Origin of the sequence: Microbacterium commune (assembly GCF_014836945.1) — a bacterium.
Taxonomy (GTDB): domain Bacteria; phylum Actinomycetota; class Actinomycetes; order Actinomycetales; family Microbacteriaceae; genus Microbacterium; species Microbacterium commune.
Genome location: NZ_JACSPX010000001.1, coordinates 325,815 through 348,856 on the forward strand (window position 1 = coordinate 325,815; position 23,042 = coordinate 348,856).

Here is a 23,042-nt window from a genome sequence, read left to right on the forward strand (position 1 = left end):
CGTGTCACACCGCATGTGTCCCATCCTGACTGCGGGGTGCCGGTTCCACCGGAATTCCTGCATTTCGGCTGATACCTGGGAGAATCGTGTCGTGCACCCGAAAATCTCCGTCTCCCGCCGGTTGGCCACGATTCTCGTCACGGCTTGCCTTGCGATCGGTTCCCTTGTCAGTGCCCCCGAGGCGGCACTTGCGGCCGCCCCTCAGGTGGCAGCTGGGACCGCGAAGAGCGCGAACCTGTCGACGTTCACCCCTGGCAACATCATCGCCGACAGCGTGTTCTTCAACAGTTCGGCTATGAACGCAACGCAGATGGACGCGTTCTTCAAGTCCAAGGTCAAGTCGTGCCAGTCGGGGTATGTGTGCCTTAAGGACTATCGACAGAACACGCCAAACCGGCCGGCCGACCGCTATTGCAACGGATACTCGGGAGCTGCGAACGAATCGGCGGCGACGATCATTTACCGCGTGTCGCTCTCGTGCGGTATCAACCCGCGGGTGCTGATAGTGATGCTCGAGAAAGAGCAGAGCCTCGTGACGCACACGTGGCCAAGCTCCTGGCGCTACGACATGGCGCTCGGGCAGGGTTGTCCCGATACCGCGCCGTGCGATCCTGCGTACTCCGGATTCTTCTATCAGATCTACGGCGCCGCTCGTCAGATGCAGATCTATGCCGAAGGCCGGTGGTTCACCTACTACGCCCCTGGTAAGACCTGGAACATTCGTTATCACCCGAACACGTCATGCGGCTCTTCCCCCGTGCGCGTCGAGAACACCGCCACGGCGGCCCTGTACTACTACACGCCCTATCAGCCGAACCGGGCAGCCCTGAATGCCGGATACGGCACAGGGGATGCGTGCTCGAGCTACGGCAACAGGAACTTTTTCCAGCTGTTCAGCGATTGGTTCGGCGACCCCCGCAATGGGCTGACCGTTTCAGGTGCGATTGCTGACGTCTGGACCGCGCACGGCGCTGGCACCGGCTGGATCGGCACGCCCGTGCGCAATATGCGCAGCTGGCCCGCTGGCGCCGGATGGTCTCAGCAGTTCGTCAACGCCGACATTTTTGTGAAGGCGGGGCAGCCGGGGCGCACGGTAACTGGCCCTATCCGCACCGAGTATCGCCTCGTAGGTGAGGCCACGAGCGGTCTCGGGTGGCCCACCGGCGACAGAATTGCGATCACAGGCGGCGCCTATCAAGACTTCGAGAACGGACGGGTGTATGAACGGTCGGATGGCCGCGCCTTCGCCATCGCAGCGCCGATGTTCCGACTCCACGAATCCGTTGGCAATGTCTTCGGGGCGTACGGATGGCCGACGAGCCGTGCGTACGCGGTGCCGGGCGGCTCCACCCAGACTTTCGATCGCGGCGCCGCGTACGAATCGGCCTCTGGAGTCTTCCTCCTCGACGCTCCATGGACCACGTGGTTGAACTCCGCCGGAGGCACGGGTGGCGCCTACGGGATACCGACGTCGGGGATCACGGATGCCGGTGATCAGACGCAGCGGGTGCTCCTCAGCAAGGCTGCGGCCTTCCGCAAAGCCGGTGCCGTGACCGTCGTCAAGACACCCTTCGTGAGCGTGTACGCCGAGCAGGGGTACGAATCGGGAGCACTCGGTCGGCCGACTAGCTCTGCCTCCGAAATCCCGGGAGGCTCTTCGCAGCAGTTCACCTCGGGTCAGATCTACTCCTCATCTGCCGGCACATTTGCGGTGACCGGATTCGCGTCGGCCGTGGCCGCAGCAGGCGGCGTCGAGAAGACCGGTTTCCCGACCGGTCCCGTCGTCGCTTCCAAAACCGCATCCTCACAGCGGTTCTCCGCCTTAACCTTCACCAAGGGGGCGGCGGGCGCACGAAGCGTTCGCGGTGCGATCAAGACGGCGTACGACGGAACGGGCGGCGCGTCGAGCTTCCTGGGGGCGGCGACCGCCGCGGAGCGCGCTCTCGCAGACGGCTTCGTTCAGGAGTTCGACGGCGGGCGGATCATCTGCGCTCCGACCGCACTCGTCGCCCTGCCCCGCAGCATGACTACTGCGTGGGACAGCCTTGGAGGGCAGGCCGGCCGGCTCGGCTGGCCTGTGGGGTCGTCGGTGGTGACGGATGGAGTCACCGAACAGGCTTTCCAGGGCGGCCTCCTCGTGTCGCCGAAGACGGGTGGCGCGCACGCCATCGTCGGTGCGACGCTGAACGCATTCCGGATCGCCGGCGGGGTGCCGGTTCTCGGGGCTCCACTGGAGCCGGAGCAGAAATCCGCCGCAGGATACTCCCAGCGTTTCGAGCGCGGGGTCGTCTTCGTGCCATACTCTGGCTCCGCGTCCGCGGTCGCTCTCGACACCTTCAAAGAGTACGAGCGGGGCGGTGGACTGCCTGGATTCGGATTCGCAACCGGCCCGGCGGCCCCCGTGGGTGTCGGGAAGGCTCAGCCGTTCCAGCTGGGATCCATCGCGACGAGCGGGTGGGGCACGGCTGCGGTGCGAGGGACGACGTGGCGCGTCTTCCAGAGCAGTGGTGGGTACACCGGTCCGCTCTCCTATCCGATCGAGAGCGAGGCGAAGGTGGGCAACGGCTACATCCAGCCGTTCGTCGGAGGCACGACGTACGTCTCGCCGTATGCGCTGGCGGTCACTCGCGGCGTTCTCCAGCGGGAGTACTGGAACCGTGGCGGCCCAGAGGGCGCACTGGGATGGCCGCTGCTCAACGAGACGAGCGGCAACGGCGTCTGGCAGCAGAAGTTCCAGAACGGAACGATCTACCTCTACGCCGACGGCCGCGTCGTCGTTCGCTGAGGGTGGGCGCCATTCGGAACCCGCGCAGCAGCCGATTAGACTGAGGTCACTATGACGCACGAGCCTGATGCCGTGCTGGTGATCGTGCCAGCCTGGAACGAGTCCCGGAATGTAGGGAACACGGTCAGGGAGATCATCTCGTCGAGCGCCGCCTACCACGTCGCCGTCATCGATGATGGCTCGGTGGACGACACCGGCGACGTAGCAAGAGCGGCGGGTGCGACGGTGCTGCGCCTCCCGTTCAATCTCGGAGTCGGCGGAGCCATGCGCACGGGCTTCACCTACGCGCAGCGCAAGGGATATCGGCGTGTGATCCAGGTGGACGCGGACGGTCAGCACAACCCCGCCGACATCGATCGCGTCCTCGCCGGCCTCGAGACCGCCGACATCTCCATCGGAGCCCGCTTCAGCGATGTCGGCGATTACAAGGTGAAAGGCCCCCGCCGCTGGGCGATGGTCGTCCTCGCGCGGATCGTGTCCCGCGTCGCTAAGACCTCGCTGACGGATGTCACGAGCGGGTTCCGCGCCGCGAACGAGAAGGCGATCGCGCAGTACGTCTCCTACTATCCAGCCGAATACCTCGGCGACACCCTCGACTCGCTCGTCGTCGCATGCCACGCGGGGCTCAGCGTCACACAGGTACCCGTTGCGATGCGCCCTCGCGCCCACGGCAATCCCAGTCAGGGACCGGTCGGGTCCACGATCTACCTCGCTCGATCCGTGATGGCCCTGGGCCTGGCCGTTCTGCGTCGACCCCGTCACGCCAGCCGCTCGGAGGAGACAGCATGACCATCGCGATCACCGGCGTCATCCTCGCCATCGTGATGCTCGCCGCCGTTCTGGCGATGCTGCTCACCCGACGACTGCGAGAGAAGTACGCGGCGCTGTGGATCGTGATCGCAGTCGCGATGTTGATCCTGGGCCTCTTCCCCCAGCTCTTGCTCGGTCTGACGGCACTCGTCGGCGTGGTTCTGCCCGCGAACCTGCTTTTCGCGATGGCGATCCTTCTACTGCTCGGGGTCTCGCTGCACTTATCTTGGGAGCAGTCCCAGGCGGAAGACGAGATCCGAAGGGCCGCCGAGGAGCTGGCGATCCTTCGCGCAGATCACGACGACCTTCTGGAACGCATCGACCGCCTCGAGCACCCGCGCGCATCTGATCGGCAGAGCATCGATCGTCGCGACGAACTCGATGGCTGACCGCACCGATCAGCGGGCTACCGAGGGGGCGCTTCGCTACATTCTGCTCGCTACGGTCATCGCCGGAGCGATCGGCTACCTGATCCAGATCGCCGTCCCGATTTTCGCACCGAATTCTTACCTGACTTTCGCGACCACATGGTCGGCGATCTATCTGGTGGTCACGTGTGTGTCCGGTATCCAGCAGGAGATCACGCGCGCCGCCCGGCCCGATCCCTCAGGCGCTGGCTACCCCACCTGGCTCACATTCACGATCTCGGCCGCCGTCGTGGTGGCTGTCGGCGTGTCGGCGATCTTCGCCCTCATCGGCCCCCGGGTGTTCCCGTCCGACACCGTTGCGTTCGTCCTGATCCTCGCTCTCGCGAGTGGCGGTTACGCGCTCGTCGCCGCTCTCAGCGGCGCGCTCTACGGTCTGGGCGCCTGGCCGGCTGTCGCCGGCATGACCGTGTCGGATTCCGTGGTCCGACTGCTGACGATAGCCGGGGCGCTTCTTGCCGGAGCCGGGGCGACGATGCTCGGCTGGGCGATCGCTGTGCCGTTTGCCGTCGCAGTCGCCGGAATTTGGCTCTGGACTGGTCCACGTGTGAAGACCCGGCTGGGCCTGGACGTCCGGATCGGACGGCTGGCTCGGAACTCGGTCGCGACGGTTCTCGCGTCGTTGGCCACGGGAGCATTGATCAGCGGGCTGCCGCTGCTCATCAACTCCTTCGCTTCGGATGCCGGCTCGGAGCTGCTCGCCGTCCTGATCCTCGCCATCACCCTCACGCGTGCGCCGCTGGTCGTCCCGTTGCTGGCACTTCAGGGCTACCTCGTGGTCTCATTCCGCGACCGCGCCGATCGCATCGCATCCATGATCGTTCGCTGGGTGATCTTGGTGCTCGCCCTGGTGGTCGTGCTCGCATTGCTCGCAGCCCTGATCGGCCCTGCGCTGCTCTCCGTAGCGTTTCCGTCCTTCTCGAGCCTTCCCGCCGCAGACCTCGCGCTCATCGTGGTGAGCGCCGGACTGACCGGCGTGATGTGCATCACGGGTCCCGCCGTCCTCGCCGGCAACCGACACGCTTGGTACACCGCCGGGTGGGCAGTGAGTGCGCTCGCAACTCTCGTGATCCTTATGCTCCCGTTCGACGCGCACTCACGAATTCTCACCGCGCTGCTCGCCGGTCCGGTCATCGGCTCCGCAGTGCACATCATCGCCGTGCGTCGAGCGCCGCGTCGAGGGAAATGAACTGCGGGAGCCGGATCAGCGCGGGTCGGACACGAGCGCGCGTTCGAATACCTCGCGCGTTTCCAGCGCTGTTCGCGCCCATGTGAACTCAGCCGCCCTGACATGTCCGGCCGCCGTCATGTCGGCGACCAGATCGGGGTTGGTGGCGACTGCGAGAAGCAGCGATGCCAGCGAGCGATCATCCTCGGGATCGAAGTACCGCGCCGCTTCTCCCCCGACGTAGCGGTGCACCTCGATATCGCTGAGCAGCGCCGGAAGCCCCGCACCCATCGATTCGAGCGTGGGCAGTGAGAAACCCTCGGCGAAGGACGGGATAGCCAGTGCGGTCGCTATCGAGTACAGTCGGGTGACCTCGTCATCATCGACCCACCCTCGGAGGTCGACGGAATCAGCCACACCGAGCGATTCAACGAGCGGCGCGAGCGGATCCTCACCTCGTCCACCCGTGATGACGATGTGGGGGCGATCCTCCGGACGCAGCAGCGCCACAGCGCGAATGATCGCCGCCCAGTTCTTATGGGGCCGCCGATTCCCCATGGCGAGGATCAGCGGACCTTCAGACCCCGCGAGATTGCGGTCGACGCCGGAAGGTGCTGCTCCCGCCAGTGGAATGACATCGATGCGCTCCGCCGGCACTCGCAGGTACTTGCTGATCTCCCGCTGCGATGTCGGACTGATGGTGATGATCCGCGCAGCGTTCCCAGCGGCCTGCCTCTCCATCCACTTCACCGGAGCCGTGTAGAGAGGTGTGCTCATCAGCTCGGGATGGCTCCAATAGAGCATGTCGTGCATCGTGACGACCGTCGGCATCTGCGTGCGGCGCGGGCCGAGCGTCGCTGGCGCGTGCACGAGGTCGGCGCCAGCGCGTCGCGCGGCGCGCGCGACGCGGGTCAGCTCGCCCCACGCCCAGACGAATCGGTTCTCGCCGCTGATGCCGGATCTGACGATCTCGCCGGGGAACCAGGCCAGATCGCGCTTTGCGCCTTCTCTCGATACGTAGCCGATGTAATCCCACTCACCGGGAAGCTGCCCGAGAGCGCGATACAGCTCGCGCGTGTAGGTCTCCATTCCGCCCTTGGTTCCGGTGTAGGACAGAAGATCGACGAAGACACGAGGCACCGAACCAGCGTAGTACACCACCCCTGCAGGGCTGAGGCACTCAGGCCACGCGGACGGCGGTCTGCCGACGCCGGATCCTGGTCATCGCGGGCCGTTCGACAGTCATCCAGCTGATCCACGCGCATGCAAAGGTTAGGACGACGGCGAGCACGTTGTAGACGACGAAAGCGAGAACGCCTCCGTCGAAACCGGCCCCCGCGAGTGCGAGTAGCTGCTGGATGGGCCACGCATAGATGTAGAACCCGTAGCTGACGTCGTTGGCCGCGACCCACCTCGGCTGGGGGACGACACTGGAGAGCCAGAGAAGACCGTACGCGAGGAACGGAGAGGACATCTGGCCACCCCAGCCCGGAATGAGGAGGATGAGGCCTCCGGCGATGAGCAGGCAGATCACCCCGATCAACGCGTTGATGCCCGCGCGCTCGATGACGAAGTAGACCAGGGCTCCCCCGAGGAAGAACGGCGCGAGCTTCAGGAACAGAAGGAAGCTCCCATCGAGTCCCGCCGCTGCGACCAGGGGGTTCAAAGCGTGTGCGGCAGTGACGAGCCCGAACGCGAGGACGGCCAGGATGGGGCTCCGCCTGAACCATACCAGCGCACCCAGAAGCCAGACCATGACGTAGCAGAGGAACTCGTAGAAGAGCGTCCAGAGTGATCCGTTCCACACACCGGGGTATGGAACATCGCTCAGTGTCGAGCCGATCGTGTACTCATTCATGTAGAGGGTGATGTTGCTCCACACGAACTGCAGCGGCGTCACCGGCGTCTGCAGGTAGCCCTCGAGCGATCCGTACTGCACGAGCGCCGCGACGGGGCCGAAGACGAGCGCCGTGACGATCAGGCAGACGACGAACGCCGGGAAGATCCTGACGATGCGATGCAGGAGATAGTCGCCGGCGGACGTGCGCAACCGCGAGCGCGTGATGAGGAATCCGCTGAGGACGAAGAAGCCCGCGACAGCCCAGCCTCCGAGGTTCTCGCCGCGGATGTGCGGTCCCACGCCGTTGCCCGTGGTGTAGAACGAGTGGGCGACGAGCACTGTCGCCGCGAGAATCAGCCGGAAGAGATTCAGACTGTTCGAACGGTAAGGGAACGGCGTTCCACGCAGCACCGCGCGAGGGCTCACTTGAGCAGCTTCCGCTCCGCCATCTCTCTCAGGGACTTGTCGTAAGAGTCGCCCTCGATGGGCTCGGTGAGCACCCAATCCGCGAACTTCTTGACGCCCTCGTCGAATGTGACGTGCGGCGTGAAGCCGAGAAGCTCCCGCAGCTTCGTCGTGTCGGCGATGTTGTGGCGGATGTCTCCGAGGCGGTACTGCCCGGAAACCGTGACCGGGACCTCGACGCCGTACGCCTTCTGGAGCGCGGCGACGACATCCAAGACGGTGGTCGCAGTGCCCGCCCCGACGTTGAAGATCTCCCCTGCCGCCGCGGGAACGGTGGAGGCGAGGAACGTTGCCTCCACGATGTCGTCGATGTAGACGAAATCCCTGCTCTCGAGTCCGTCTTCGAACACGTTGATCGCCTTGCCCTGGCGGATGAGGGTCGAGAAGATCGAGAGGATACCGGTGTACGGGTTCTTCAGCGACTGCCCGGGTCCGTATACGTTCTGGTAGCGCACCGAGACCGCCTCCTTCCCCAGCGTCGGCATCACGGTCATCACCAGCGACTCCTGCATCTGCTTGGTGATCCCGTACACACTCGACGGGTGCAGCTTCGACTGCTCGTCGGTCGGGATGAGTGTCAGGGGCCCCTCACCGTCGACGTGGACGTCGAAGTCGCCCGCCGCCATATCGGCATCCGCGCGGTGCGACGGGTAGACCGTGCGACCGTCCTCGGTGCGATAGGCGCCCTCTCCGTAGATCGAACGGGACGACGCGATCACCACGCGACGGACGGAGTTTTCCTCGTTGGCGAGGATGTCGAGTAGCTTGGCGGTGCCCCCGACGTTGGCGTCGACATATCGGTCGATCTCGTACATCGACTGGCCCGTGCCGGTCTCAGCGGCGAGATGCACAACGATCGTCGCTCCGTTGATCGCGCGGCGCAGGTCGTCCTTTGAGGTCACCGTGCCCTCGATCACCTCAGCAACGCCGTCGAGCGATCGGAGCAGCGGAGAAGTCGTCGACGGATCATCTCCATGCACCTGGGAGATGAGCGAGTCCAGGACCGTCACCGTGTGCCCCGCTTCGACGAAGCGGGCAGCTAGACGCGACCCGATGAATCCGGCTCCGCCGGTGATCAGCACGTGTTCGACCATGCGAACGCCTCCAGAGATCCTTCTTCGGCACGACGTTCGCGCCGCGCGCACCGCTCAGATTGCGAAGATGTGCGCCAGAGTCGATTGTAGTCCAGTGCGGTTGCCGTACCTGATGACCCCCGGAAGCTCGGTGATGGCGTGAAGCCGTGACATCAGACGTACCTGCGCGGTTCGTGCGGTCTTACCCCACCCCTTGCCACGCGCGAGACCAACCGCTTGTCGATAGTACGCACGCTCATCACGGAATCGTCGTCCGTCGAGGAGAGTCTTCTGCGATGCGCTCGACCCATGTCGCCGATACGAGAACACCACCTCCGGAACGAAGACGAGCGTCCCCCCTGCGAACGCGATGTCCATGAGGAGCGCGAGATCCTGGATGATGGGCAGCCCGTCGCGGAAGTCGATCTCCTTGAGCGTTTGCGTCCGGAAAGTGAGCGAGGGCCAGTAAAGCCAGTCCCCGCGAATCAGGCTCGTCGCCATCTCCTGACCGGTGAGAACCGCGATGCCATCCACTGGTCTCGGGGCGAGCATCTGCTGCTTGACCCGATCGACGAGCGGCAGGCCCTCGGCCCCGTTCTCGTCGATCACGACGACGCCTGGCTGAATGACGTCCGCCTGAGGAGCGCGGGCTGCCGCTGCCTTCACGACCCGCAGATACTCGGGATGCATGAGATCGTCGCAGCCGAGGATGGTAATGAACGGACTCGACGCACGCCGGATCGCTTCGCGGTAGTTCTCAGTGATTCCCAGGTTCGCCTCGTTGCGCGTGTACTCGACCCGCGGATCGGCCAGCTCGGCGAAGTACTGCCCCACAGTCTCATCCGGGTAGCAGTCGTCGATGATGATCATGCGCCAGTCGGGATCTGACTGGGCGAGCACGGACTCGACCGTCTTGTACAGCAGCTCCGGCTCGCCCCAGAAAGGAACGAAGATCTCGTGCGTCATCTCTTACCTCCGCAGGACGTCACTTTGTAGAGTCGGGCCCCTGGTTCCTCGGCCACCAGTGCGACGTAGGACGATCTCCGTAGGTTCTCGACCCCTTCGAAACCGCCTTCGTTTTCCATGAAAGGGCCGCCGTCGAAGTCGAGGATGTACTCGACCCCGGTCTGCTTCAATGCCTTGCACATCTCCGGGCTGTCCCCGTCAGCGGCGAAATCCGAGTTGATGATGTCCGCCCAACGAGACTCGTCCATCAGGAGGTGGGGCATGAGGACCTTGCGTCCGGCCATGCCATACGCGAACGACGTACCCGTCCACGGATCACCGGCGATGACGGCATCCGCCGGAACGTACTCGTCGAGCTCTTCGAGGAGGTGGTACTCCCCTGGTGAGAGGATCGGACCGCCTGCATCTCTGCCGTCCCCGTAGACGTAATGGATGTCCGCAGCGGCTTGCTTGATCGCCGCGTTCGTCTGAGTGGCGGCGATGAGGACGAGCGCGAACACGAGGAGGGCGGGGATACCGTGACCGACTTCGAGGCTGCGCCCGGCTGCACGATGGATGCGGCGCTTAATCCATCGTGCGAGTGCCATCGCTCCTAGGGCGGCGAGCGGCACCGCTGCCAGTGCCCAGATGCTCGCAAGACGCGGCGGATTGTTGTACCAGGGCCCGGTCAACCAGGTGCGCAGCGTCTGATTGGCTGATCCGGCGACGACCACGTAAAGGATGGATCCGACCACGGCCATGCCAACAGCGATGGAGCCCATGTACGTGGGGCGGCGGGCGGCGCGAACGATGCCGAGCACGATCAGCACTGCGAACGCCAGCGCTACCGGGTAGCCGAAGACCGCTGCAGTCAGCACCTCGCCGATTGCCGTGGCGAGGCTTCCCGTCGCCGGCCAGTAGATCTCGGAGCCTGGTGGACGCACGAAGTGAAGCACCAGCACGCCGGCGCCGGCGAGAAGCACACTTCCGGCCGCGATCGTGGAGCGGTGCCGCGGCGTCCGGAATCGCCGCCACAGCCACCAGATGAGCGCGACGAGCGCAGGCACGCTGAGAGCCATGACGGCGAGGAGCGCGCCCGGATGCGCCACTGCGATGCCCGGAGCCAGCAGGATCACGAGGAGTACGCGATCTTGTCGGCGGGTGCCCCCGTGTGGACGCATGGCTTCGACGACGGTTGCGATGCCCACCGGGGCCAGTGCCAGACCTAGAAAAAGCGGATAGAGCGTCCCGTAGTGGAGCGGCAGGTATGGGAACGCTGGAGTTGCAGCAGCCAGCACGCCGGCAGCCACGGTAATGAGTCGGCTCGAGCCGAAGAGCGTGCGCGCGAGGGCGACGATGCTCAACGGCCAGATGGCGGCAGCGACGACCAGCACCAGAGCATTGCTCGCCGCAGGGACACCGGACTGGGCGACCTGCGCGATCAGCGAACCCACGGCGTGCCAGCCGGACGGATAGAACAGCAGATTGCCCGGGGCCGTCATGGACCCCACCCAGAAGGGTGACGCGCTGCCGGTGTCCAGAACGTACTGGATGGCATTCAAGTGGAAGAAGTTGTCGTAGCGCTGTGCGATCAGCGTGGGTTCGCCGATGCCCTTCGCCACGATCAATCCGATGATCAACAGCGGAAGCGCGATTGCGATGACGTCAGCAACAACGCGTTTGCCGTTCATCGGCCTGCGCGTTGCAGCAGGCATCCTTACGCCCACCCAACGCTGCCACGCCCATGCGGCGACGACCGCCACCGCTGTGAGCGCCGCTACAGGGGCGACGCTCCACTGCACGGAAACCCAGTCCGCCAGAATCGACGCGACCGCTATCAGCGATACGGAGAGCGGTGCCGCGCCCGCCGCCAGCCACCACCCGCGAAGACGCAGGGCGAAGCCGAGCGCTAGGCCGGGCACGGCCAGTACCGCGACGGTGACCAGGAGTGTCGGGATGAACGCCACCCAGGCGTCGAGGTTCGCCACCACCCGGCCCCTCAGGCCTTGGTCTTGACGTGCGTAACAGCAGGGTTGAACGTAATGCCGTTCAACCACTTGCCCAGAAGGATTGCGCGCAGCCTCAGCGGGACGCGTCCTCGGTGCAGGCTGACGAAGAGGCGAGCCCCGAACTCGAGGAAGTACAGCAATCCGCGGTGATGCAGCTGCCACGACGCCTCGTTGCGCACGCCGTAGGCGAACTTCCATAGGCTCTTGCCGTCGACCATGGCAAAGTTCACGCCGCGGTTGTCGCCCATGTCGTGGATGACCACACTATCGAGCACCTGAACGCCCGGGCAGCGCTTGCTGAGTCGGAGCGTGTACTCCCGGTCATCGAACCAGATGAAATACTCCGAGTACGGCAGCCCGTATTCGGCGATCGCCCACCGAGGGATGAGCACCGACACGAAGGAGCAGGCGGTGACCATGACGCTCTTCTGCCCCTTGACGAGCAGCCGACCCCAGTCCCACGTCGGCACGGGGTTGTTCATCTCGCAGATATTGCCGTCCGTAAATTTCACGACCGAACACGCGAAGGGCACATCCCCGCCGAGTTCATCGACCGCACTCTCGAAGCCGGATACGAGAGCGGCAAGGGCATCGGGCTGCGGATAGCAGTCGTCGTCCATGATCCAGACGTGATCGGCGCCGGAAGCGTAACCCCGCCGCATGCCCTCCGCGAACCCTCCAGCACCGCCCGAGTTCGTCGTCATCGTGACGACATGGAGAGGAACCGAGGTCTTCAGGTCGGCGAGGTATTCGTGCGTGCCGTCAGTGGACGCATTGTCGATGACGAACAACGTCTCAACGGAATGCGTTTGCGCCTCGATGGAGGCAATCACGGTCTTCAGCTTCTCGAGTCGGTTGAACGTCACGACGACTCCGGCGACCGTCACCATCCGCTTACCTCTTCCACGAACCACTCCGTCGCATTCTTGCTTCCCAGCAATCTCTTCTCAGCCTTTCGTTCCGCCCGCCAGAGAGCTTCCCGCGCCTGCTCGTCAGCGACCAGCTCGGCGACCTTCGCCGCCAGCGCACGGGATGCCCTGTGCACATCGCGCGGGGCGAGCGCCGATTCGGGGATTATGTCGGCTTGCGCGCCCACGTCCGTCGAGATCACCGGCACGCCGTGTGCGATCGCCTCAAGTGTGGTGAGTGTGAGTCCTTCGTTGTGCGACGAGACGACCAGCAGGTGCGACTCGTCCAAGGTCTCGGGAACCGGGTGAGTCGACGACCGCCGCTCGATGTGATCTGTCATACCCATCGATCTGGCGACATCGTCGACCCAGCTCGCGAGCTCGCCGTCGCCGTGCATGACGAACCGCATCTGAATTCCTCGCGAATGCAGTCGACGTGCCATGTCCACGAACACCTCGGGCGCCTTCTGCCTGGCCATACGGCCGACGAACGTTACAGTGAATCGCTCGTCGGGCTGCCGAGGTCGGAAGCGAGCATCCTTGAGACTGACCGTCAGGCCGCCGAGCGGAGCCATCACGACCTTCTCGGAGGGGATCCGCTGCACGTCGGTCATCCACCGCGCAAGGCTCGGCGAGATCACGTGGTGCTTGCCGATGCTGTCGGAGACAAGCGCGCTGCTCAGCGGATACCCCCCACCCCGATACTCCACGATGTGCGTGGAGTCCACGATCGGAATGCCTGGCCGCGAATCGGCGATCCACGCGAGGCGGTCATAGAGCCATTGGTTGTGGTGCACAACGACGCCGCGCACATCGAAGGTGCGCAGGAGCGCTCGCAGCAGCGGCTCGACACCGAGCGTTTGAGAGCGCGCAGTCGGCTCCGAGAAAGGGATGACCATCGCGCCGTCGAGCTCCGACCGCGTGATCCAGGGTTGATGAGATGCTCTGTTCGTCAGGACGATCGGCAGGAAGCCGGCTTCCTGGACGATGCGCACCGTCTCGAACGCCCATCGTTCCGCGCCCCCGAGTTCGAACCAGTGCATGCCGACGATCACGGCACGCACGGCGCCGTCTGGAGCGAGGGGAGCCTGCACCGGCCGGTCCAATCCGACTTCTTCGCGAAGGTGCCCCAGGTAGTCCTGCCGAGGGACCATGCGAGTGAGGGCACGCGAGTGACGCAGCAGGGCGAGGTCGCGTGCTTCGTCGTACAGCAGCGGCGCAGCCGCCTTGACTCGCCGTGCAACCCGGCCCACGAGGTCAGTGCGTACACCACGAACCGGATCGTGATCGAGCACGATGTCACTTGAGATGTGCAGGTGCCGAGCGCGGTGAGCGATGAGCTCTTCAGCTTCACGCTCGATGCTCAGAGCTTCTCGGTCTTCGTGCGGGACCAGGCTCGTCATGCGAAGAGTGCGCAAACGCTTTCGGTTCTCTCTGGACAGGCCCGAGAACGTGGTGTCGTCGGTAGTTCGCGGGTGCGTCTGTTCATCGCCCTCGTAGAGATGGACGTCGAGCTCGCGCTCCGGTGCCATGAGCGCGTGGAAATTCAGCGCCCCGACCAGAAGTCGGCGTTCCCGCTCCGAAAGCTGCTCCAACTCGCTCTGGTCAAGTTCGAACACCGTGGGGAGGCCCTGCACCTGGTTGAGTTTCATCTCTTGATGGCTTTCTGGATCTGGGGCCGTGCGTACAGATTGGATGAGGCGCGATGGGAGTAGCTGCCGCGCACGACTCACCGAGTCTAGCCGTGACTCTCTTGATGACCCTGAACCTCCTCAGTTAGCCCGCTGCGTGGGCTTCTAAGATGGTCAACGGTGCTCGCAGCCCGTGCGAGCAGACGGAGGTCTCCAGCGGTGCTCGACACCCGCACGAATGATGAAAGCAGGCTGGCCCCGCCCGGCTCACGCCGTGGTCTGGGCGAGGTCTTTCGCCACCGCTATCTGCTTTCCCTGATAGTCCGTAAAGAAGTGCAGATCCGGTACCGCGGGTCTGTGTTCGGCTGGCTGTGGTCGTATGTGAAGCCGCTCGTTCAGTTCATCGTGTTCTACTTCGCCATCGGCGTCTTCCTCGGGATGAACGGACGAGTCGAGTTCTTCCCGATCTACCTGCTCGCCGGCATCACCGTGGTGACCTTCTTCAATGAGGCGTTCTCGAACGGCACGCGGTCACTCGTCGACAACGCGGCACTGATCAAGAAGATCTACCTACCTCGCGAGATGTTCCCCATCGCCAGCATGCTGATCGCGGCAGTCAACACCCTGCCCCAGATCCTGGTCGTCATGGTGATCGCGCTCTTCTTCGGGTGGACTCCAAGCGCTCTCGCGGTCGCAGCGATCGTGCTCGCGCTCCTGATCGTCGCCGTGCTCGCGAGTGGGCTTGGTCTGCTGTTCGGCTCGATCAACGTGACATTCCGCGATGCCCAGAGCTTCGTGGAGATCATCCTCATGATCGCGGTGTGGGCGTCACCTGTGATGTACGAGTGGACGGCCGTCGCGAACGTCGCGCCCGACTGGATGCTCACGCTGTACCGACTCAACCCCGTGACCGCAGCGGTGGAGCTGTTCCACTACGGAATCTGGTATCCGCTCGGTCCGTCGAATGCAACGCTTCCCCCCGACATGTGGCTCTACAGCGGATTCGCTCTTCTCATCTCTATCGTGCTCCTCGTCATCGGGCAGCTCGTCTTCCGTCGACTGGAGGGTCGCTTTGCCCAGGACCTCTGAACAATCCGCCCCGCGCATCGTCGTGGATGACGTGCGGAAGCAGTTCCGGCTTCGCCACACGCACTCGATCAAGGAGACCGCTCTGGCGGCCGTGCGAAGACGACCGCTCAGCACCGAGTTCCGCGCGCTCGACGGAGTGTCGTTCGAGATCGGTGAGGGAGAGTCTGTCGCGCTGCTGGGCTTCAACGGGTCGGGCAAATCGACCATGTTGAAACTCATCTCCGGAGTTCTCTCTCCCGACACCGGGCGCGTGCTGACACGCGGTCGGATCGCCGGCTTGATCGAGGTCGGAGCGGGCTTCCACCCCGATCTGTCAGGGCGGGAGAACATCTTCCTGAATGCCGCCATTCTCGGGATGGGCAAGAAGGAGACCGAGGCTCGGTTCGATGAGATCGTCGCGTTCAGCGAGATCGAGAAGTTCATCGACACAGAGGTGAAGCACTACTCCTCTGGTATGTTCCTTCGACTTGCCTTCTCGGTCGCGATTCACACCGAGGTCGACATCCTCCTGATCGACGAGATCCTCTCGGTGGGTGATGAGCCGTTCCAGAAGAAGTGCTTGGCTCGGATCCGAGAGTTGCACGCCAAAGGCAAGACTCTCGTCGTCGTCAGCCATGACCTCGACATGGTGTCGAGGCTGTGCGAACGTGGGATACTGCTCCGCGACGGCAAGGTGCGCTTCGACGGCCCCAGCAAGGAGGCGGTGGAGGTCATGCGGGCATGAGCCTCAACTACCGCGTTCCGCGCCCCCAGAAGCCATAATGCGAGACCTCCCGAATCTCAATCCGTTGACTGCTGTTCAACGCGCCGTCGGTGGTCGTCAGCATTTTCCATCACCCCATTGAGCGCGAGGCGGGCCCATCTCGTCGGCTGAATGAAGCGTGGCTGTCCGAGTTGAAGAGCTCAAGGTATCGAAGCTTACGGCGGCGATCCGCTCGCCGAACGTCAGGCCGCGAACGTCTCTTCGGAGAGCCGGGGCTGCAGGGCGCATCCCCGAGGTCATTCGCGCAGAGATCGCTGCGGATCGGATCGTCGCCAGCCGAGCCTGATGAGGATCAGCTTGAGACCGACTCTCAGAGTTCCGCGTGCAGAGCCCACACGCGTTCGGCTGAGCTCGCCCATGAGAAGGCGCGCGCTCGATCGGCGCCGAGCACCTGCAGTCTCTGGCGCCCGACACCAAGGGCATCGACGAGCGCCTCGTCGAGCTGATCCGAGGCGACGACTGCGCCCCCGTCAGCGATCACGTCACTGTGCACTCCCGAGTCCGCAGCGACGACCGGCACGCCCAGCTCCATCGCTTCGATGAGCCTCCACGGCCAGGCCATGGCGGCCGAGGTCGCCACCACGGCGCCGGCCGCCGCGAGCACTGCGGCCCGCGAGGAGTCATCGAGTCGGTCAAGCAGATGCATCCGCGCTTCAGGCAGCCCCGCCGACGAGGCGAGTTGGATCAGCGCAGCACCGGTACCGTCCCGCTCATCCAGCACGACTGCATCCATGTCCGCGTGCGAGGCTGCGCGGAACCCGTCCGCAAACGACTCGCCCATGCCCGTGACCACCACATAGCGCTGCGGCAACAGCAGATCCGCGCGCAACCGCGCTGCATCCACTGGCGCGCCGAATCCGTTCGGCGCGGCACCGGCGATCACCCGGATCCGATCGCCGAGAGAAGTGATCTCGGCCAGCCGCTCTGCCATCGCGTGCGACGGCACGACCACGGCATCCGCGTGTCTGACCGCTCTCTTCAGCATGGCGCGCTGCCATGCGGCGCTCGTCTTCGGCAGAGCATCCGGGTTCTCCCACGCGCACAGATCCCAGAGCGTGACAGTCGTCTGAGCGTTATCGTGCACCCGATCGTGACGCACCAGGGGTGCGAGCAGGGTGGGCGAGTGGATCAGCCCGCCCCCGACCCCGGCAGCGATGCCCATCTGCCAGGCGGCGGCCAGCTCACGCCGCGCGAGCGGCAGGGTGCGCACGTCGTGCAGCCCAGCCACAGGCACCTCGGTGCCGCTCGGCACGATCCCCGAAACGACGCAGCCGCGAGGCGCCGTGTTGACCAGTCCCTCGGTCAGACCGAGCGCAGCGCGCGCCAGATCGGCGTCGACACCGACCTGGTCGATGACGACACGCAGCTGCACAGTCATGATTTCAGCGTAGCCGCGACGCCCGCCGCGGTCGGAAGCCTCCCCGACGTGCACCCGCGCGCTGTGCGTTCTCCCAGCTCCGGCACAAGCAGCCTAGAAGGCGACCGGTCGGCAGAACCGACGTGCACCTCAGCCCTCAGCCCTCAGCCCTCAGCCGAGCCCACGCGCTCGAGCAGATCCTTCTCTTCGATCAGCTCCAGCGACAGCACCCGGTATCCCTCGGCGTCGAAGAACACCGTCATCCGATCATCCTCCACCGACATCACGGTGCCGGGGCCCCATTCCCGGTGCCGAACGGCGTCGTCGACCTCGAAACCGGCATCCGCCCCACCCTCGATCTCGTCCCCGCCACCGTCCGCCACCCCCGCCGCGCAGGTGTCGCAGTTGCCGCACGGCCCCTCCAGCTCGTCGCCGAAGTACCCGAGCAGAACCTGCCTGCGGCAGCGGCGCGTCTCGGCGTACGAGCGCATCATCTCGATCCGGGACTGATCGATGCGCTCGCGCTCCTCGACCCGCTCGAGCGCATCGGCGACCGCCACTCCGATGCCGCCGCGCGCGAGCAGCGTGACGCCGCTGCGGCCGATCCGCACGTGCCCGGTGTCGGAGAGCAGGGCAAGCAGTGCGGTCACGCGTCGGGCCGAGAGACCGGATGCCTCTGCCAGTTCCGCACGCTTGCGGGGGCCGCCGTCGAGCGCGCGCAGCAGCCGGCGGATCTCGCCGCCGGCGGGCTTGCGCCCCGCGAAGTACTTCCGCAGGGCCAAGTCTTCGGGGCGGAAGTGCAGGGTGGCCTGAGCGGCTTCGCCGTCACGTCCGGCGCGTCCGACCTCCTGGTAGTACGCGTCGACCGATTCCGGGGCGTCGGCGTGCACCACGAAGCGCACGTTGGGCTTGTCGATGCCCATCCCGAAGGCGGAGGTCGCGACCACGACGTCGAGCCGGTCGCCGAGCAGATCCTCGTGCACCTGGCCCCGCGCCGTTCCCGACATGCCCGCATGGTAGGCGGCCGCGCGCAGCCCGCGCTCCTGCAGCCGCTCGGCGTACCGCTCGGTGTCGCGTCGTGTCGCGGTGTACACCAGGCCGGGCTGGGGCAGCGCGACCACCTCATCCTCCACCGCCGCTCGCTTGTCGCCATCGTGGGTGTGCCGTCGCACCGCGAGCGCGATCTCGGGCCGGTCCAACTCGCCGATGCTCTCGAACGGATCGCGCAGGCCGAGCCGCCGCGAGATCTCCGCCCGCACGGGCGTGGACGCCGTCGCCGTCAGCGCCATGATCGGCGGGCGCCCGAGGCGCTCCGCCGCGGCACCGAGCATCAGGTAGTCCGGGCGGAAGTCGTGCCCCCAGGAGGCGATGCAGTGCGCCTCGTCGACGACGAGCAGCGAGACCTCCAGCTCGGCGAGGGCGGCCATCACCTCCTCCTTCGCCAGCTGCTCGGGTGCGAGCAGCACGAACTCGGCCTGGCCCGAGCGCAGCATCCGCCACGCCTCGCGCGTGCGGCGCGCACCCCCGGCCGAGTTCAGCGCCACGGCCGCAGGCGCGTCGGGTGCGTTCTCGATCCCGACCAGCTGATCCTCCTGCAGGGCGATCAGCGGCGACACGACGACCGTCACGCCCTCGCGCAGCGTCGCGGCGATCTGGTACATCACCGACTTGCCGTACCCGGTCGCGAGCACGCCGAGCACGTCGCGTCCGTCGATGGCCGCCTCGATCGCATCCCGCTGCGCGGGCTTGAGCTGGTCGATGCCGAAGGACTCGCGGGCGACGCGGTCGATGTCGTCTGTGATCACACCCCATCGCATCGCGGCATCGTCGATCCCGCCACGGGGTTGCGTGGGGAGGCGGCACGGCCTAGGCCCTTCGACAGGCTCAGGGACCCAGAAGGAAGCAGGCTCAGGGCCCTTCGACAGGCTCAGGGAACAAGAAGGAAGCCGGCTCAGGGCCGTTCGACAGGCTCAGCGACCCAAGAAGGGGCTCAGGGGCTGGGCGTCGGCGTGGGAGTCGGCGGGTGCAGCGCGGCGTCGACCATCTGGCGGACGAGCGCGTAGTCGGGCTCGGCCTCCACGATGCCGTTGTCTGGCGTGAGCTCGATCTGGGCGACCGGCTGTCCCTTGGCCTTCTTGACGAGATCGAAGAACTCGGGCAGCTTGCTCGTGGGCAGATCGGTCTGCACGAGCTCTGTCCCCGCCGCGGCGATCTCGTTGAAACGGGTCAGGACGGTCTGCGGGGTGAACTGCTGCAGGATCGCCACCTGCAGCTCGCGCTGCCGCTTCATCCGGTCGAAATCGCTCGTCGTGTACCGCGACCGGGCGTACCACTGCGCCGTGTCACCGTCCATGTGCTGCGGCCCCGGCTCGATCCAGCCGATCGCCCAATCCGCGGCCGGCTGGCCGGGGTACGCCGGCCCGCCACCCTTGGGCAGACGCTCCGCGACCGTGATGTCCACCCCGCCGAGCGCATCGATGAGCGCGGCGAAGGCATCCATGTCGACGAAGACGTAGTACGGGATCTCGATGCCGAGGATCCCCTCTGCGGCATCCTTCGTCGCCTCGATCGCCGGCGTCGAATCGTGCGCGGCGGCGTCGGGATAGATCGACTTCCCGCCGTCCTTACGGCATTCCTCGACCGCATTGGTGAGCTGGTTGACACCCGCACCCCAGCCGCACTGGAGGTCGTCGTGGCCCTCGAAGTAGTTGCGGTAGTCGTAGCCGACCAGCTCTGGGTCGCGCATCGGGCTGTCCTCCGCGAACGGGAACTCCCTCATGTCACGGGGGATGCCGGTGATCGTCACGGCTCCCGAGTCGGCGTTCACCGAGACCACCGAGATGCTGTCAAACCGCATCGAGTCGCGCCCGTCGCCGCTGTCGGCGCCGAGCAGCAGGATGTTGTAGTACCCCTCGCTCGGCGGCAGACTCGGCCCGCTGCTGCCGAAGATCGTCGTCAGCGCACCCCGGCTCGAGGCCACGGCGGTGGAGGCGTAGACCGCCGACGACGCGGCGAGCGCGAGCACCAGCACGGATGCCACCGCCATCGTCCACCGCGAGAAGCCCGGCACCCGCACCAGACGCACCAGCCGCAGGGTGTCGATGGTCAGCACCACCCACAGGATCGTGTACCCGATCAGCAGCACCTGCACGAACGTCAGCACGAACCAGGACAGCGGCCCGGTGACGAACCACACCAGCGCGTCCTGCGCGAACAGCCCCATTCCCGCGCCGACGATGAGCAGCAGCCAACCCAGCAGGGTGGCTCCCAGCCCGAAGCGCCCCAGACGGCGATTGCCGGCGAGCACCTGCGCCGAGCCGGGGAGGAGGGCGTTGAGCACCACGAGCCACCACCCGCGACGGCCCATGACCGCCCCGTCCGACACATCCGGGTATCGCAGGGGCCTGGTCTCGATGAGAGGCCGCCCGCCTCGCGCCGGGGCGTGCGGGGCGGCCAGCGTCACAGCGAGTCCTTCAGCCGCTGGTTCTTCTGCTCGACCTGCTGCTCGAGATCGCGCGCGTAGGCCTCGACGCGGTCGGCGAGCGCGGCGTCGGACGTGCCGAGGATGCGCGCCGCGAGGATGCCGGCGTTGCGCGCACCGCCGATCGACACGGTCGCGACGGGGATGCCGGCGGGCATCTGCACGATCGACAGCAGCGAGTCCATGCCGTCGAGGTAGGCGAGCGGCACGGGCACGCCGATGACCGGCACGGCGGTGACCGACGCGAGCATGCCGGGAAGGTGCGCCGCTCCCCCTGCCCCGGCGATGATCGCCCTGATGCCGCGGCTGCGCGCCTCGCGGCCGTAGCTCATCAGCTTGTCGGGCGTGCGGTGCGCCGAGACGACCTCGACCTCGTGCGGGATGCCGAAGTCGGTGAGCGCCTGGGAGGCGTCGCTCATCACGCGCCAGTCGGAGTCGGAACCCATGACGACGCCGACGAGGGGCGTGCTCGAGGAGTGCAGTGGCTCAGTCACCATGACAGGCTACGGGGCGGTGCGGGGAGAAGGTCGCAGCGGCACGCGCGCGCTCAGACGAACAGGGCTGCTGCTGCACGGGCGGTGTAGACGACGTCCTCGAGGTCGTCGCCCGAGACGTTCACGTGACCGACCTTGCGGCCGGGACGCGGGGCCTTGCCGTAGGTGTGGATCTTCGCGTCGCGATACTCCTGCATCGCGGGCGCGAAGCGGTCGGCGAGCGAACCCTCGGCGGGTCCGCCGAGGATGTTGATCATCACGGTCCACGGCTGCCGCGGATCAGTGCGGCCCAGCGGCAGGTCGGCGACCGCCCGCAGGTGCTGCTCGAACTGCCCGGTCACCGCGCCGTCCTGGCTCCAGTGCCCGCTGTTGTGCGGGCGCATCGCGAGTTCGTTCACGAGGATGCGGTCGTCGTCGGTCTCGAACAGCTCGACGGCGAGCATGCCCGTCACTCCGATGCCCTCGGCGACACGGCGTCCGATCTGCTCGGCGAGCTCGACCACACGCGCGGTGGTGCCCGGCGCCGGTGCGATGACCTCGGCGCACACGCCGTCGCGCTGCACGGTCTCGACGACCGGGTAGGCGACCATCTCGCCGCTGGGCCGTCGAGCGATCTGCTGTGCCAGCTCGCGGCGGAACGACACCAGCTCCTCGGCGAGCAGCGCCTCGCCGCCGGCGGACGCGAACCAGTCGGCGGCGTCCGACCCCGAGCGCACGACGCGCACGCCCTTCCCGTCGTAGCCTCCGCGTGGCGTCTTCACGACCGCTCCCCCGCCGTGCTCGTCGATGAACCGCTGCAGCTCGCCCGCGTCGCGCACCGGAGCCCACTCGGGCTGGGGCACGTCGAGTTCGGCGAGACGCGCGCGCATGACCAGCTTGTCCTGCGCGTACTGCAGCGCATCAGGCCCGGGATGCACCTGGATGCCGTCCGCGACGAGCGCGCGGAGCACATCCTGCGGGACGTGCTCGTGATCGAAGGTGATGACGTCGACGTCGCGCGCGAAGGCGCGCACCGTCTCGAGGTCGCGGTAGTCGCCGACGGCGGTCGCCGCCAGCTGCGCCGACATCCCCTCGTCCTCGGCGAGCACCCGGATGTCGAGCCCGATCTCGACCGCCGGAGCGATCATCATCCGAGCCAGCTGTCCTCCGCCGATCACACCCACGCGCACGGTCATGCAGCGCCCCTTTCGTCGTCTCCATTCTCGCGCACTCCGTCGCGAGCGGAAGACGATCGGCGCTCAGTACCCCCGGCTCGCGGACTGCGCGTCACGATGGGCGAGGATCTGATTCACCTCGATCTGATCGGCGAGCACCTCGTGCACGAGGCTCGCCATGGGCACGTTCACCAGCCGCACCGGCTCGTCGGCGCCGTCGCTGAGCGTGATCGTCCCCGCGCCCCACACCCGCTGCAGCGGACCACGGCGGATGCTGATCGAGTAGCCGCGCATGTGCGACACCTCGCGGCGACGGCGTGAGCCGAGCCCCTCGCGCACGATGACCCGGCGGGTGGTGATGGTGAACGTGCGCGAGATCCAGAACAGGAACGGCATCACCACGAGCAGCAGCACGATGATGCCCGCTCCGGCGAGCAGCATCCAGTTCTCGTACCCCTCAGGCAGGTTGTCGTAGAGGTAGGCGGTGACGCCGACGGTGGCGACGAGCAGCGCCGCAGGCCAGAAGAGCCGCCGCGCATGGCTGCGCAGACGCGCCACGAGCAGTTCTTCGGCGGGCGCGCCCGGCGGCGGCATGTTCGGCCGGCCGCCGAGGGTCACGGGCTGTGTCACCCCTCCATTGTGCCC

Annotated in this window: 19 protein-coding genes; 6 read left to right on the top strand and 13 right to left on the bottom strand. The window is 66.2% G+C overall.

The window, feature by feature from the left end:
* Window positions 1-91: 91 nt before the first annotated feature.
* From H9633_RS01600 to H9633_RS01615, 4 genes are read left to right on the top strand one after another with little or no spacing between them, the layout of a single operon-like run.
* Window positions 92-2,785: an LGFP repeat-containing protein gene (locus H9633_RS01600; protein WP_191711853.1), complete on the top strand. Its 2,694-nt coding sequence runs from the start codon at window positions 92-94 to the stop codon at window positions 2,783-2,785.
* Between the two features lie 51 nt (window positions 2,786-2,836).
* Window positions 2,837-3,574 carry a glycosyltransferase family 2 protein gene (locus H9633_RS01605; RefSeq protein ID WP_191711854.1) on the top strand — a complete coding sequence of 246 codons (738 nt, stop codon included), beginning with the start codon at window positions 2,837-2,839 and terminating at the stop codon, window positions 3,572-3,574.
* Window positions 3,571-3,984 carry a DUF2304 domain-containing protein gene (locus H9633_RS01610; RefSeq protein ID WP_191711855.1) on the top strand — a complete coding sequence of 138 codons (414 nt, stop codon included), beginning with the start codon at window positions 3,571-3,573 and terminating at the stop codon, window positions 3,982-3,984. Before H9633_RS01605 ends, H9633_RS01610 begins: the two co-directional genes overlap by 4 nt.
* Window positions 3,977-5,209 carry a hypothetical protein gene (locus H9633_RS01615; protein WP_191711856.1) on the top strand — a complete coding sequence of 411 codons (1,233 nt, stop codon included), beginning with the start codon at window positions 3,977-3,979 and terminating at the stop codon, window positions 5,207-5,209. The genes H9633_RS01610 and H9633_RS01615 overlap by 8 nt, the downstream gene beginning before the upstream one ends.
* 15 nt (window positions 5,210-5,224) lie before the next feature.
* On the opposite strand, the gene H9633_RS01620 is transcribed toward H9633_RS01615, so the two are convergent.
* The 7 genes from H9633_RS01620 to H9633_RS01650 are packed head-to-tail and all read right to left on the bottom strand — an operon-like array spanning window position 5,225 to window position 14,080.
* Window positions 5,225-6,328, bottom strand: a complete 1,104-nt coding sequence (locus H9633_RS01620; RefSeq protein WP_318247166.1) for a glycosyltransferase family 4 protein — start codon at window positions 6,326-6,328, stop codon at window positions 5,225-5,227.
* Window positions 6,329-6,368: 40 nt separating this feature from the next.
* Window positions 6,369-7,454 (bottom strand): acyltransferase family protein, encoded by a 1,086-nt coding sequence (locus H9633_RS01625; protein WP_191711858.1) that lies wholly within the window; start codon window positions 7,452-7,454, stop codon window positions 6,369-6,371.
* Entirely contained in the window at window positions 7,451-8,587 is a 1,137-nt protein-coding gene (locus H9633_RS01630; protein WP_191711859.1) for an NAD-dependent epimerase/dehydratase family protein, read from the bottom strand. Before H9633_RS01630 ends, H9633_RS01625 begins: the two co-directional genes overlap by 4 nt.
* A 54-nt stretch (window positions 8,588-8,641) precedes the next feature.
* Window positions 8,642-9,532, bottom strand: a complete 891-nt coding sequence (locus tag H9633_RS01635; RefSeq protein ID WP_191711860.1) for a glycosyltransferase family 2 protein — start codon at window positions 9,530-9,532, stop codon at window positions 8,642-8,644.
* On the bottom strand, window positions 9,529-11,499 hold the full coding sequence (locus H9633_RS01640) for a DUF6541 family protein (protein WP_191711861.1): 1,971 nt from the start codon (window positions 11,497-11,499) through the stop codon (window positions 9,529-9,531). Before H9633_RS01640 ends, H9633_RS01635 begins: the two co-directional genes overlap by 4 nt.
* Window positions 11,500-11,510: 11 nt before the next feature.
* The gene (locus H9633_RS01645) at window positions 11,511-12,410 is read right to left on the bottom strand and encodes a glycosyltransferase family 2 protein (RefSeq protein ID WP_191711862.1); all 900 of its coding nucleotides are present in this window, start codon (window positions 12,408-12,410) and stop codon (window positions 11,511-11,513) included.
* A complete protein-coding gene (locus tag H9633_RS01650) occupies window positions 12,404-14,080 on the bottom strand; it encodes a glycosyltransferase (RefSeq protein ID WP_191711863.1) in 1,677 nt (558 codons plus the stop codon). Before H9633_RS01650 ends, H9633_RS01645 begins: the two co-directional genes overlap by 7 nt.
* Before the next feature lie 198 nt (window positions 14,081-14,278).
* On the opposite strand from H9633_RS01650, the gene H9633_RS12905 reads away from it, so the two are divergent.
* Both H9633_RS12905 and H9633_RS01655 read left to right on the top strand, forming a co-directional pair.
* Window positions 14,279-15,148 carry an ABC transporter permease gene (locus H9633_RS12905; RefSeq protein ID WP_318247167.1) on the top strand — a complete coding sequence of 290 codons (870 nt, stop codon included), beginning with the start codon at window positions 14,279-14,281 and terminating at the stop codon, window positions 15,146-15,148.
* The gene (locus H9633_RS01655) at window positions 15,132-15,872 is read left to right on the top strand and encodes an ABC transporter ATP-binding protein (RefSeq protein WP_225211027.1); all 741 of its coding nucleotides are present in this window, start codon (window positions 15,132-15,134) and stop codon (window positions 15,870-15,872) included. Before H9633_RS12905 ends, H9633_RS01655 begins: the two co-directional genes overlap by 17 nt.
* A 349-nt stretch (window positions 15,873-16,221) precedes the next feature.
* On the opposite strand, the gene H9633_RS01660 is transcribed toward H9633_RS01655, so the two are convergent.
* The 6 genes from H9633_RS01660 to H9633_RS01685 form a co-directional block, all read right to left on the bottom strand.
* A complete protein-coding gene (locus H9633_RS01660) occupies window positions 16,222-17,289 on the bottom strand; it encodes a glycosyltransferase (RefSeq protein WP_191711865.1) in 1,068 nt (355 codons plus the stop codon).
* A gap of 143 nt (window positions 17,290-17,432) precedes the next feature.
* A complete protein-coding gene (locus tag H9633_RS01665; RefSeq protein WP_191711866.1) occupies window positions 17,433-19,085 on the bottom strand; it encodes a RecQ family ATP-dependent DNA helicase in 1,653 nt (550 codons plus the stop codon).
* Between the two features lie 173 nt (window positions 19,086-19,258).
* Entirely contained in the window at window positions 19,259-20,731 is a 1,473-nt protein-coding gene (locus tag H9633_RS01670; RefSeq protein ID WP_404802954.1) for an LCP family protein, read from the bottom strand.
* Window positions 20,728-21,195: a 5-(carboxyamino)imidazole ribonucleotide mutase gene (gene purE / locus H9633_RS01675; protein WP_071644002.1), complete on the bottom strand. Its 468-nt coding sequence runs from the start codon at window positions 21,193-21,195 to the stop codon at window positions 20,728-20,730. The genes H9633_RS01670 and purE overlap by 4 nt, the downstream gene beginning before the upstream one ends.
* A gap of 101 nt (window positions 21,196-21,296) precedes the next feature.
* The gene (locus H9633_RS01680) at window positions 21,297-22,418 is read right to left on the bottom strand and encodes a 5-(carboxyamino)imidazole ribonucleotide synthase (RefSeq protein ID WP_191711867.1); all 1,122 of its coding nucleotides are present in this window, start codon (window positions 22,416-22,418) and stop codon (window positions 21,297-21,299) included.
* A 63-nt stretch (window positions 22,419-22,481) separates the two neighbouring features.
* Window positions 22,482-23,027: a PH domain-containing protein gene (locus H9633_RS01685; RefSeq protein WP_071643990.1), complete on the bottom strand. Its 546-nt coding sequence runs from the start codon at window positions 23,025-23,027 to the stop codon at window positions 22,482-22,484.
* Window positions 23,028-23,042 lie beyond the last annotated feature (15 nt).

Excerpts from the sequence above, each read along its gene's own strand:
- H9633_RS01635 (WP_191711860.1), bottom strand. The coding sequence starts at position 9,532 with ATGACGCACGAGATCTTCGTTCCTTTCTGGGGCGAGCCGGAGCTGCTG.
- H9633_RS01650 (WP_191711863.1), bottom strand. The coding sequence starts at position 14,080 with ATGAAACTCAACCAGGTGCAGGGCCTCCCCACGGTGTTCGAACTTGAC.
- H9633_RS01680 (WP_191711867.1), bottom strand. The coding sequence starts at position 22,418 with ATGACCGTGCGCGTGGGTGTGATCGGCGGAGGACAGCTGGCTCGGATG.
- H9633_RS01615 (WP_191711856.1), top strand. The coding sequence starts at position 3,977 with ATGGCTGACCGCACCGATCAGCGGGCTACCGAGGGGGCGCTTCGCTAC.
- H9633_RS01605 (WP_191711854.1), top strand. The coding sequence starts at position 2,837 with ATGACGCACGAGCCTGATGCCGTGCTGGTGATCGTGCCAGCCTGGAAC.
- H9633_RS01610 (WP_191711855.1), top strand. The coding sequence starts at position 3,571 with ATGACCATCGCGATCACCGGCGTCATCCTCGCCATCGTGATGCTCGCC.
- H9633_RS01660 (WP_191711865.1), bottom strand. The coding sequence starts at position 17,289 with ATGACTGTGCAGCTGCGTGTCGTCATCGACCAGGTCGGTGTCGACGCC.
- purE (WP_071644002.1), bottom strand. The coding sequence starts at position 21,195 with ATGGGTTCCGACTCCGACTGGCGCGTGATGAGCGACGCCTCCCAGGCG.
- H9633_RS01645 (WP_191711862.1), bottom strand. The coding sequence starts at position 12,410 with ATGGTGACGGTCGCCGGAGTCGTCGTGACGTTCAACCGACTCGAGAAG.
- H9633_RS01665 (WP_191711866.1), bottom strand. The coding sequence starts at position 19,085 with ATGCGATGGGGTGTGATCACAGACGACATCGACCGCGTCGCCCGCGAG.
- H9633_RS01630 (WP_191711859.1), bottom strand. The coding sequence starts at position 8,587 with ATGGTCGAACACGTGCTGATCACCGGCGGAGCCGGATTCATCGGGTCG.